The following is an 11,970-nucleotide window of genomic DNA, read 5'->3' as shown; positions in this document are numbered from 1 at the left end:
CGCCTCCTAATTTAATGATATTTCTTCAATTTCCTTGAAAAATGTTTGCAGAACACTATCCCGAAATACCATCATTTCTTTATCTCCTGAAGAAAAAATTTCCCTGGCTAATTCCCTTGTTTTTTCAATAAGCGCCAGATCCTCCATGGGATTGAGCACTCCAATATCCGGAAGCCCATGCTGCTTGAATCCAAAATAGTCACCGGGGCCTCTTAATCGATAATCCTCATCGGCTATTTTTTTACCGCTGGTGTTTTTAACGATCACCTTCATTCTGGCAAGAGTCTCGGGACTTTTTGAATTGGTCACCAGAAAACAATAGGATTGATGTTCCCCTCGACCAACCCGGCCCCTCAGCTGGTGGAGCTGGGATAGTCCAAAACGCTCGGCACTGAGGATGGCCATGGCACTGACGTTGGGAACATCGATTCCCACTTCGATAATACTGGTTGCCACTAATATATTAATTTTTCCGAGATTAAATTCCCGGACAATCTGCTCTTTTTCATCATTACCCATACGACTGTGTAAAAAACCGGTATGATAATTTCTGTCAAAGCGTTTTGCAATATCGATATAAACTGATTCAATATCCGAAACTTCATTCATTTCTTCAGAAGCTTCAATAAAGGGACAGATTACAAAGGCCTGCCGGCCTTTTTTCATTTCATCTTCCAGAAAACCATATATTTTATGGAGGGATGCCTCATCATAGCAGTAGGTTTTGATGGGTTTCCGTCCTTTGGGAAGCTCATCGATATACGATACACTGAGATCCCCATATAGAATCAGCGCCAGGGTTCTGGGGATTGGGGTGGCACTCATCACCATGGTATGCGGTTGATTTCCTTTGAGTGACAATCGTCCCCGCTGTTTGACACCAAACCGATGCTGTTCATCGGTGATCACCAACCCTAAATTATAATAATCCACTGCGTCCTGAATGAGGGCGTGGGTTCCAATTACCACCGATGTTTCGCCGTTGGCTACTCGCTCGAGGATTTCTCGTCGTTCCTGGGTTTTCAAACTGCCGGTAATGATTTCAACCGTGACTCCGGTATTCTTAAGGAGCTCTCGAAAGCTGCGGCCATGCTGCTGAGCCAATATTTCAGTGGGGGCCATGTAGGCAGTTTGATAGCCGTTTTGGGCCATTAAGCAGGCTGCAATCACCGCAATTACAGTTTTTCCTGAGCCAACATCACCCTGAACCAGCCGATTCATCACCTGCCCACTGTTAAAGTCACTTATCATGTCATCAATGACTGATTGTTGACTCTGGGTGAGCTCATAAGGCAGATTGGCCATCAGGGCATTCATTCCACCGAAATGGGTAATCGAAATATCCGAATATTTTACTCGCGCACTATTTGACATGATGCCCATATTAATTTTTAAGGCTTCATTAAATTTCAAACGTTCTCTGCCCTTTGAAACGTCCGCCATTGTTTTTGGAAAATGGATGGATTCCAGGGCCGAAGCCATTGTCGGCAATTCATAGGTTTGGCGAATGGATTCCGGAAGCTTGTCTTCAACGATTAAATGATCACTGAAAATCTGAATGAGCATTTTTCGAACACCATCTTTGGGAACTCCTTGAATTTTTTTATAAACAGGAGTCAACTCAAAAAAACGCCCCGGGTTGTTCGCCGGTGCAAACTGGGGGTTCAGTAGTCTGAATTTTTCGCCTTTTTTTTCAAGTTTACCATAAAAATAATATTCCTGATTTTCTTTCAGTGTTCCTTTTAAATAAGGCTGATTAAAAAACACGCCGGTGATTTTGGCTTCGTCCCATAACAACGGAATGCTGAAAATGGAAAGACTGCCACCCAAACGCTGAACCCTGCCCTGGCCTAAAACCAGGGCTTTTATGGACAATACCCCATCCTCAGTAAATTCATCAAATGATTTCAATACGTTTCGATCAATATATTTCCCAGGGTAGCAGTTCAGAAGGTTTCCAACTGTCTTAATCTGATGATCAGCCAGTGCCGCCCCCCGTTTGGGTCCAACACCTTTTAATGTTAATACTGAATCCTCATAGTTCATGGCTGCCTCCTGGTTTCAAGGGATCAAAATTTTTTATTCGACTGACAGAATATAATAATACAACGGCTGTCCGCCGTAATGAAGTTCAACATCACAGTCTTCAAAAACCAGAGCAATTGCATCAGCCAAAGCCTGGGCATCTTCTTCTGAGGTATCTTTACCATAATAAATCGAAATGAGTTCACTCTCGTCATTAACCATTTCAGTTAAAAGTTCTTCAGTGACCGAGCGAATGTTTTTCCCGATGAATTTTATTTCTCCTCCGGAAATCCCCATGACATCTTCTTTTTTTATTTTCAGTCCATTGATTTTGGTATCTCTTACGGCAAATGTCACTTCACCTGTTGCCACATTGTTAATAGCTTCACTCATCGCTTTTTCATTAACCAATGGTTTCGCATCCGGTGAAAAAGCCAACATCGATGAAATACACTGGGGAATGGTTTTCGCCGGAATCACATAGACCCGCTTATCAGATATTTCGCTGGCTTGTTTAGCCGCCATAATAATATTACTGTTATTGGGAAAAAGAAATACGACTTCGGCATTTACTTTATCAATTTCATTTAAAAAGTCCTGGGTGCTGGGATTCATGGTTTGTCCCCCGGAAATGACCCGGGTGATTCCTAAATCTTTGAAAAGCTTGGTCAGGCCTTCGCCCGGTGAAACGGCCACAAAGCCATAGGGAACAATTGGCTGAACCGCCGCGGTACCCTTACCGGCAAACTGCTCACGCATATTGTCAATTTTAATTCGGGACAAGCCGCCCAGACTTCCGGCCCGTTCCAAAGCAAGCCCGGGATTATCGGTATGGAGATGCACTTTTATAACATCGTCATCTTTAATGACCAAAACGCTGTCTCCCAATGTATAAAAGTATTCTCTTAAATTATTATCATCAACTTCCAAAGCATTTTTTATAATAAATTCGGTGCAATAACCAAAGGTAATATCCTCAGGTTTCATATGTGAATCATCCACAAATTTATTCAGGTCACTGGTTATGAATTCGATTTTTTCTCCCAGTTCCTGATTTGCAAATGCCTTTAATGCGCCTTCAACAATACAGATCAGGCCCTGGCCTCCGGCATCAACAACACCGGCTTCTTTTAGGACCGGCAGCATTTCCGGTGTTTTTAGAAGGATGTCTTTTCCGTGTTCAAGAATTTTGATCATGAAAATTCCCAAATCGTCGTATTTTTTCGTGTTTGCCATGGCAAATTCGCCCATTTCCCGGGCAACAGTGAGAATGGTGCCTTCGGTTGGCTTCATAACGGCCTTATAAGCCACATCTGCCGCCAGTTTCAAGGCATTGGCAATGACTTCAATATCCAGGTAATCTTCACCCTTACAGCCCTCTGCAAAGCCCCGCAGCAATTGGGAAAGAATTACCCCGGAGTTTCCCCGGGCCCCGATGAGTGCCCCTGAGGATGCTGTTTTTGCGACGCCGTAAACAGTCAATTTTTCAATCTTATGGAGTTCGGATACCGAATGGGTAAAGGTTAGCGACATGTTTGTGCCGGTATCCCCATCCGGAACCGGAAACACATTTAGCTCATCCACAATTTTTTTATTGATTTCGAGGTTTTTAGCTCCGTACTCAAACATTTTTTTGAGCATCTCGCTGTCAATTTTTTGGGTTTTCATTATGTCCTCCATTTATACACGCACACTCACAACGTTCACGCTGATTCGTTTTACTTTTAAAGATGTTTGTTTTTCGACATTATATTTCACATTTGAGATAATATTTTCGGCAACCACAGAGATTTTTATGGCATATTCAACAATCACATAAAGATCAATGATTAATCGTTCATCTTCAATTTTCACCCCAACCCCTTTGTTCGCCTGGTCACCGGACAAGATTTCAATTAATCCATCTTTTCCCCGTTTATGCGCCATTCCGACCAAACCGTAGCACTCCATGGCTGCATTTCCGGCAATATCTGCAATAGCCTTTCTGGTAATATCTATAGATCCGAGCTCACTGTTAATTTTCATTTTTTTATCTCCTTTTGTTTTGTCTTCCTCTATTTTACATAATTCTTTGAAGGAAGTCAAAAATTCTATTGCTTTATTTTTATTTTTCATGATATAATACACTTTGTTTTATAAAAGGTAAGCGTAAGGGAGGTTATGTCATGGCTAAAGAATGTTTTATATGTAAAAAAACCGTTGTTTCTGGCAACCAGGTTAGTCATTCAAATAAGCACAGTAAACGCGTTTGGAAACCCAATTTGCAAAGAGTAAAAGTTGTTATTGAAGGCACACCACAACGAATCAGTGTTTGTACACGTTGTTTGAGATCTGGAAAAGTCGAAAGAGCTTAGTCTCTTTTTACTTCAGACGAATACAACGGAGTCTTTCTTAATTGAAAGGCTCTTTTTTTTACCCTTAATCCTTGGGAAGATCCACAAGCAATATGCCTTTTTCAACAGAGATTCTCTGTTTTTCAAGGGCTACCACGTTACTGATACCATAGGTGTTTTTCATGGTCATTCTGCCATTAACAATGGGATATTTAAATCCCTGGATATTAATGCCTTCATTATCACCTCCCAGAGGTAAGAGTGAAATGACCGTTCCAATGGGAAGTTCCAGGTTCATATCGCCACACATTAGAAAAATACAATTCTTTTCATCAATAATTTTCCCGGTAATTCCAGCTTCGAGTAATCGAGTCAACAGGTATATATTTCCTAAGCTATGATCGATGCGTGTTCCCAGTGCGCCAAAAAGAATAACTTCTTCAGGGTCCATTTCAATGGCGTGACTGATGGCCAATTCCGTATCGGTTTCATCTTTACAAGCCGGATAACGTTTCATTTCAACCCGCTCATAGAATTTCAAGGTTTCCTGACTGATTGAGTCCATGTCACCCAAAATTACATTGGGAAACAATCCAATTTTTTTTGTAAAATTAGCGCCGCCATCAACGCAGATAATATAGGGTTCTGGTACTGTTTTTAAATAGTCTTTATAAAAATCCGGATCTCCGTATCGTCCATTTGTAAAAATCAAAACTTTCATTAGCGTTGTTCCTTCTTTATTTCTTCCAATAAGTACAGATAATGCTCATAGCGGGTTTCGCTGATGTCTCCGGCTTTTAAAGCTTCCAGTATTTGACACCCTGGTTCACCCTGATGCAAACAGCTTTTAAATCGACATTCACCTCTGGAAAATTCCGGAAAATACTCTCGGAGTTCTTCGGCTTTTATGTATTCCGATAATTTATAGGACGAAAAACCCGGCGTATCCAGCAAAAATCCACCACTTCTCATTTTTAACAATTCAACGTGCCTGGTGGTATGCTTTCCGCTTTTCAGCTTCTGGCTAAGGGTTCCGGTTTCCATGGTTTGATTTGAACAGAGGTTGTTTGCCATGGTTGACTTCCCAACCCCCGATGGACCAGCCATAAAAGCTGTTTTATGGCTGATTTCATGGGCGATCTCATCCATAATGTCCAGATCTGTGTCGCTGAAAAAAAAGAGCTTATATGGGGTTTTACTGTAGATTTTTCGTAGCGTTTCTTCCTGTTCGGGGCTGGCCAGATCTTTTTTGGTAAAGCAGATCAGGGGTTCCACATTCTGGATTTCCGAGCTGATCAGAAGCTTGTCCAAAAGCAGTAAATTAGGCTTAGGACTTGTCATTGAAAAAACAATAAGGCCAATGTCAACATTGGCCACCGGTGGTCTGACAAAAATATTTTTCCGCGGTTCAACGGATTCAATGGTCCATTCTCCGGGGTTATCGGATTGAATCACCACTTCATCCCCTACGGTAGGTACTATTTTATGATGACGTAGCAATCCCCGGGCTTTACATTCCACAATTTCATCACTGGATCGAGGCTTCACATAATAGAAGCCCCCGATTCCCTTGATGATTTTTCCAACTTGTTTTTCTTCTGCTAGCAAATGCCAGGCCTCCCATTTCTAAAAATCAATGTAACTGCTGCCGGCACTTGTTCCGTCAATAAAGACTTCATAAACCTGTCGACCCACGCCTTCCACATTTACTGAAAATGTATCATTGGACATGTTAACGCCTTCGTAAACAACTTTTTCACTCTTGTCCGCTGCGTAGAGAACAACCTTAACTTTTACCGACTTTGGAGGGGTCGATTTCTCATAATCACTGACTTTAACGGTCAGCTTCTGGGTTGAAACTTTCCCGCTGCTGACAATAATGGTAACTGCAGTGCTTCGTTCAACGCTTGCACCTTCAGCTGGCGATTGGCGTATAACCATACCCTGAGCATAGTCGGTGCTGGATTCATACGAAACCGTACCGGTGGTAAGTCCGGCATTTGAAATGGAACTTCGCGCATCGGTTTCGGTTTGACCCACGATATTTGGCACAGTGACAAGATCTTCACCCTTACTCACATAAATAGTAATCTTTGTGCCTTCATTAACCGTTGTTTTCGCTTCCGGATTCATCTCAAAAACAATATCTGCATTATAATCGTTGTTGTATTCACGGATGATTTCTCCCACCACAAAGTTTGCGGCTTCAATGGCCGTTACAGCTTCTGATTCGCTCATTCCAACGACGTCAGGAATTGAGGCGGTTTTTGTCCCCCGACTCACTGTAACTTTCACGGTTTTACCATTTTCCAACTCTTTGCCACTTTCCGGGTTTTGGGTAATAATCAGTCCTGCTGCTACCTCGGAGTTGTAAACTTCTTTTTCAACCTCAAGTGTCAATTTCAATTTTTCAAGGGTAGCTGTCGCCTCGACCACTGTTTTTCCCTTAATATCTGGTACCTGGACGGTTTTCCCGGTAAAATATCCATACACCGTAATTCCCATCACGATGATTGCGATAGCTGCAAAAACTGAAATAAGAATGATGTTGCGTTTCTTTTTTCGGGCTGCAACTTCCTGTGGTGTCTCATAATAGTATTCATCATCCTCTTCATCCTGATCCGCAGGAATTGTTTTATGACTTCCAGTATTTTCAACATGAAAGAGGCCTTCCCGGACAATCTGTGTGTCATTGCGTCCATTTCCATGTCCATGACCATCATTATGGCTGGGATTGCTATTTTCCAGAATGATTTCCAGATCTTCCATCAGCTCGTCGGTATTCTGATAGCGATCGGCAGGTTTTTTCTGGGTAAGCTTTATAACAATGTTATTAACCGCGTCCGGAATTCGTGGTTCCAGTACTTTTGGTGGTACAATTTCCTCTTGGATATGCTTAATGGCAATGGTCACGGTATTTTCTTCATCAAAGGGTAGTTTTCCGGTTAATAATTCATAGTATAGAATTCCCAATGAATAAAGATCGGAACGTTCATCCACAAAGCCACCACGGGCCTGTTCCGGAGAAATGTAATGCACCGAACCCATGGTCTGATTGGTCATGGTCACGGTGGAGCTGGTTATCGCTCTGGCAATCCCAAAATCGGCCACCTTTGGTACTAAGTCCCGAGTTAATAAAATATTATGGGGCTTGATATCCCGATGAATGATTTTATTTTCGTGAGCACATCGAAGCGCATTGGAAATATCCATCACAAACTTCGTTGCTTCAGCATATTCCAATCGGCCCTTTCTCATGAGATATTGTTTAAGGGTAATACCGTCAACATATTCCATAATAATAAAATATATATTATCCTGAACCCCAACATCATAAACACTCACAATGTTTGGATGCGACAAACACGCAACTGCCTGGGATTCCCGATCAAATTTCTTAATAAATTGTTCGTTTTCAGTGTATTCCTCTCGGAGTACTTTTACCGCCACGTAACGATTGAGTTTCAAATCACGAGCCTTATAAACGTAAGCCATACCGCCACGCCCAATAAGCTCAATGATTTCGTAACGTTTTACTAATGTTCTACTGAGCATTTAAGACTCCTTCCAAAGGTTTGAAAAGCACAACGGTAATGTTATCATTCCCTCCATTTTCATTGGCTAAATCGATGAGTTTTTTTGCACTTTCCTCTAAATTATTTTCATTCACTATCGCCTGCATTTCATTGTCGGAAACCATGTTGAAAAGGCCATCTGAACAAATGAGATAGACAGCCTGAGGATCAATATCATAACGGTAAAAATCCACTTTAACTGAATTATCTGTTCCCAAAGCCCGAGTTATCACATTTTTCTGAGGATGAATTTCCGCTTCTTCCTGAGTGATTTTCCCTTCATCGACTAAAATCTGAACCAGAGAATGATCCTTAGTCAGCCGGGCAATTTTCTCTCGGGTTATACTATAAGTTCGACTATCTCCAACATGGCAAATGCACAGATCATCCCCGTCGACAATACACATGGTTAAGGTTGTTGCCATACCTAACCGTGCCGGTTCATCATCTCCTAATTTTTTCAAAGCCATGTTAATGTCATTGACAAATGACATCATTTCCTCGGGATCAAAATAATTTTTTATTCGTGATAAATTGTCTTTAATAAAATCCACTGCTGTTTTACTCGCAATTTCGCCGCTGCGATGACCGCCTAAACCATCTGCCACTGCAAAAACATAGGATACTCGATCAACATTTTTTATAGTCGCTGCCAAATAGGCATCCTGGTTCACCTTTCTCTGAGACCCTATATTAGATCCATAGGCACATTTCATACAATCACCTTATCCTTATTTCCTTTTTTTCGAAGCTGGCCACAGGCCGCATCTATTTCTCTTCCCATTTTTCGTCTCATGGTAACGTTAATCCCTCTTTTTTCCAGTTCTCTGAAGAAAGAATCCAACCGTGAACTTTCTTTGTAATCAACTTCCCCCACCTCATTTAAGCCAATAAGATTTAAATGGTTTTGGGTGCCCCGCAAAAGCTTGACAAGGCCATTGATATCCACGTCACGGTCATTAAAACCTTCCATCAATGCATATTCATAGGTTATTTGTCGGCCAGTTTTTATAAAATAATCATCAATAGCGGCCAGTAATTCTTTTAAGTCATACTTATTGGCAATGGGCATTAAGTCTTTTCGTTGCTCCTGAAAAACAGAATGCAGGGAAATCGCCAGGTTAATCTGTAGATTTTCTTCTGCCAGCAATCGAATTCCCGGAACCAGGCCACAGGTTGACAGACTGATTTTGCGCTGTCCAATTCCAAAACCGGTATTGGCAATGCGGATAAATTTAAGCACCTCAACATAATTATCAAGGGGCTCTCCAATTCCCATAATGACGATATTGGAAACTCTGATTTTTTCTACTTCTTCGATTAAAAATATTTGATCCAATATTTCTCCTGAAGTCAAATCCCTAATTTTTCCGCCCTGGGTTGATGCACAGAACTTGCATCCCATATTACACCCGGCCTGAGTTGATACGCACAGGGAAGCGCCGTGCTGATAATGCATCAGCACCGACTCAATACACTCTCCATCCGAGAGTTCAATGAGATATTTTTTAGTCCCATCCTGTGAATCTTCCTGGGTACGGATGATATTCCCATGGATTAGCGTATAATTTTGGGATAGATTTTCTCTGAGCTTATTGGAAAAATTTGTCATTTCACTAAAATCGTGAGATTTTTTTTGATACAACCACTGAAAAAGCTGTCCGCCTCGATATTTTGCTTCTCCATGTTCAACCATCAGGGTTTCGCACTCTTTTAGATTTTTTCCAAAAATATTTTCCTTCAAGCTTTCACCCCTATTCCTTTGGTGAAGCATTGTAATCAAAACGGCTGCTTCACATAATCTTATTTATTATATCAAAAATCCCCTATTTTTACAATTTATTCAGGATCTTTTTATTTCAGAACTTAATTAATTAAATAATAGTGCAAAAATAAAAGCCGCCTTATTCCTAAAGCGGCTGAGTTACTGGCAAACCTCATTGCGGACAATTATTCTTTTGTTAACAGGCAGATAAAAAATCCATCACTCTGATCCGTCAGTGGACTGGTAAAGGTATAGTCATTACCATTCTGATCCGGAACCACTTTCATTTCAGGGTGCTTCGTTAAAATAGCTTCAATCTGATTTTCGTTTTCGTCTTTATTGACCGTACAGGTTGAGTACAAAAGCTGTCCCCCGGGTTTTAAACAGGAGATGGCGTTTTCCAGAAGATCCCGCTGAATTTTCACAAGCGCTTTTCTTGCTTCTTTGGTCATATGATAGCGTATTTCCGGCTTCCGCCTGAGAACGCCGAGCCCTGAACAGGGCGCATCCAGCAAGATCTTATCAAAAGCTTCCTTGTCTTTTTCCAATAATTCACTGCCATCATGCTCTTCAAGAAGAATGTTTGTGCACCCCAGCCGGTTACTTGCTTCAGCAATTAACTGCAATCGTTTGGGAAAAATATCCCGGGCAATAATTTCGCCGGTATTCTCCATGAGCTGACTGAGATAGGTTGTTTTGCCTCCCGGGGCTGCACACATATCCAAAACACGATCTCCCGGCTTTGGATCCAATCGTTCAACGGTGACCAGTGTCGCCTGATCCTGGATGACAAAATGACCATCCCGGTAAAGCGGCGTTTCTTCAATGCTGTTTTCAAAAACACTGAGATTCGTAATGTGAATGGCATTTGGAGATAATGTCCCTTGAATGGGTTCCACTCCCAGAGCTTCCAGTTCCGCCATAAGTTCTTCCATGGAAGTCTTTAAGCCATTGCACCTTATGGTAAATGGCGGTTTTTCATTCAGCAGCGGAATAATTGCTTCTGCTGCATGGGTACCATAGGTTTCATAGTATTTGTAAACAATCCACAGGGGCAATGAATAACGAATGGAAAGTGCTTCTTTTTCATTATCCCAGTTTTCGAATTTAAAGTCTTTACCTTCTTTTTCAATTTTTCTCATAATACTTCTCAGCACACCATTCACAAAGCCTTTAGCCTGGGGCTGGACTTCAACGGTCATCTTGACAGCCTCATTGACAATGGCGTAATCTGGAATTTTATCAAGAAAATAAATCTGGTAAAGAGCAATTCTTAGAATTTCCCTTACTTCTTTGTGAAGTTTTTTTATGGGCGTACTGCTTTGCTGTTTAACAAGGTAATCCAAGTAGCTTTGGTTTTGCAGGCATCCGTAAACAATGTTCAAATAAAGTCTTCCGTCCTCGGCTTTAATATCATTGGCGGCAAAAACCTTTTTCAATTCCAGGTTCGAATAGGCCCCCTCGTGATTGATCCGCAGTAAGGTCTCTAATGCTTGTTGGCGTATATTCATTAATTTCTCCCTCTGAGAATTAATAGTCGGACAAGATTAAGGAGAGCCATGAGTGCTGCAGCCACATAGGTTAACGCCGCAGCTCTTAAAACTTTTTTTACGCCGACTTCTTCTCCTGGCTGAATAATATGATTCTCCACCAGGGTTTTGACAGCTCGGCTGCTGGCATTAAATTCCACCGGTAGTGTAATTACAGTAAAAAGCAGGGCTAAACAAAAAAGTAAAATTCCCAGATTCATGAAAGTAACCCCCCACCCGCTTTGGCCAAATAAAAGTCCGATAAAAAAAATCGGCCAGGCTAAATTGGAAGCAAATCCTGAAACTGGAACAATAAAATTCCTGAAATGCAGTGGCCAATAACCATCCTTGTCTTGAAGTGCATGTCCTGTTTCGTGGGCTGCAATTCCAACTGCAGCGATGCTGGCTTTTTGAGAAACACCCTGGGAAAGGCGCATCACTTTTCCTCTTGGATCATAATGGTCGGTCAGATTGCCGGCAATATCTTCAATACCAACATTTTTAAGATCGTTGTTATTGAGTATCGCTCTGGCGGCATCCGCACCGGTAATCCCGGTTTTGGTGGGTACCTTACTATAGGTTTTATAGGCACTACTAACCTGATATTGGGCATAAGCTGCAAATATCAGTCCTGGGATAAGTATTAAAAACGACAGATAATATTGGGAAAAAAACATAGTCTCATCCTCCTTATTTTTATTTAACTTAGGTAATTGCGAAACTACCGTGAGCTTCGCTGCCAG

General features: G+C 41.5%; 11 protein-coding genes. 1 reads left to right on the top strand and 10 read right to left on the bottom strand.

Features of this window, described 5'->3' with window-relative positions; genetic code table 11:
- Positions 1-6: 6 nt before the first annotated feature.
- The 3 genes from recG to AKG39_RS12715 are packed head-to-tail and all read right to left on the bottom strand — an operon-like array spanning position 7 to position 4,050.
- Positions 7-2,046, bottom strand: a complete 2,040-nt coding sequence (gene recG, locus AKG39_RS12725; RefSeq protein ID WP_050740780.1) for an ATP-dependent DNA helicase RecG — start codon at positions 2,044-2,046, stop codon at positions 7-9.
- 33 nt (positions 2,047-2,079) lie between these two features.
- Positions 2,080-3,693 (bottom strand): DAK2 domain-containing protein, encoded by a 1,614-nt coding sequence (locus tag AKG39_RS12720; RefSeq protein WP_050740779.1) that lies wholly within the window; start codon positions 3,691-3,693, stop codon positions 2,080-2,082.
- Positions 3,694-3,705: 12 nt separating this feature from the next.
- Complete coding sequence (locus AKG39_RS12715) at positions 3,706-4,050, bottom strand: Asp23/Gls24 family envelope stress response protein (protein WP_050740917.1); 345 nt, start codon at positions 4,048-4,050, stop codon at positions 3,706-3,708.
- A gap of 140 nt (positions 4,051-4,190) precedes the next feature.
- Between AKG39_RS12715 and rpmB the strand changes: the two genes are divergently transcribed.
- Positions 4,191-4,379, top strand: coding sequence for a 50S ribosomal protein L28 (gene rpmB, locus AKG39_RS12710; RefSeq protein WP_050740778.1), 189 nt, complete (start codon positions 4,191-4,193; stop codon positions 4,377-4,379).
- Positions 4,380-4,443: 64 nt separating this feature from the next.
- On the opposite strand, the gene AKG39_RS12705 is transcribed toward rpmB, so the two are convergent.
- The 7 genes from AKG39_RS12705 to AKG39_RS12675 form a co-directional block, all read right to left on the bottom strand.
- On the bottom strand, positions 4,444-5,079 hold the full coding sequence (locus tag AKG39_RS12705; protein ID WP_050740777.1) for a thiamine diphosphokinase: 636 nt from the start codon (positions 5,077-5,079) through the stop codon (positions 4,444-4,446).
- Positions 5,079-5,966 carry a ribosome small subunit-dependent GTPase A gene (rsgA, locus tag AKG39_RS12700; protein WP_050740776.1) on the bottom strand — a complete coding sequence of 296 codons (888 nt, stop codon included), beginning with the start codon at positions 5,964-5,966 and terminating at the stop codon, positions 5,079-5,081. Before rsgA ends, AKG39_RS12705 begins: the two co-directional genes overlap by 1 nt.
- 18 nt (positions 5,967-5,984) lie before the next feature.
- Positions 5,985-7,913, bottom strand: coding sequence for a Stk1 family PASTA domain-containing Ser/Thr kinase (pknB, locus tag AKG39_RS12695; protein WP_050740775.1), 1,929 nt, complete (start codon positions 7,911-7,913; stop codon positions 5,985-5,987).
- Positions 7,903-8,649 carry a Stp1/IreP family PP2C-type Ser/Thr phosphatase gene (locus tag AKG39_RS12690; protein WP_050740774.1) on the bottom strand — a complete coding sequence of 249 codons (747 nt, stop codon included), beginning with the start codon at positions 8,647-8,649 and terminating at the stop codon, positions 7,903-7,905. The genes pknB and AKG39_RS12690 overlap by 11 nt, the downstream gene beginning before the upstream one ends.
- On the bottom strand, positions 8,646-9,677 hold the full coding sequence (gene rlmN / locus AKG39_RS12685; protein WP_242852612.1) for a dual-specificity RNA methyltransferase RlmN: 1,032 nt from the start codon (positions 9,675-9,677) through the stop codon (positions 8,646-8,648). Before rlmN ends, AKG39_RS12690 begins: the two co-directional genes overlap by 4 nt.
- Positions 9,678-9,883: 206 nt before the next feature.
- A complete protein-coding gene (rsmB, locus tag AKG39_RS12680) occupies positions 9,884-11,209 on the bottom strand; it encodes a 16S rRNA (cytosine(967)-C(5))-methyltransferase RsmB (protein ID WP_050740773.1) in 1,326 nt (441 codons plus the stop codon).
- Entirely contained in the window at positions 11,209-11,904 is a 696-nt protein-coding gene (locus tag AKG39_RS12675; protein ID WP_050740772.1) for a zinc metallopeptidase, read from the bottom strand. The genes rsmB and AKG39_RS12675 overlap by 1 nt, the downstream gene beginning before the upstream one ends.
- Positions 11,905-11,970: the final 66 nt, after the last annotated feature.

The organism is Acetobacterium bakii (assembly GCF_001263355.1).
In the GTDB taxonomy this organism is placed as follows: domain Bacteria; phylum Bacillota; class Clostridia; order Eubacteriales; family Eubacteriaceae; genus Acetobacterium; species Acetobacterium bakii.
The sequence above is the reverse complement of the archived record's forward strand: the minus strand, read 5'-3'. Positions and strand labels throughout refer to the sequence as shown.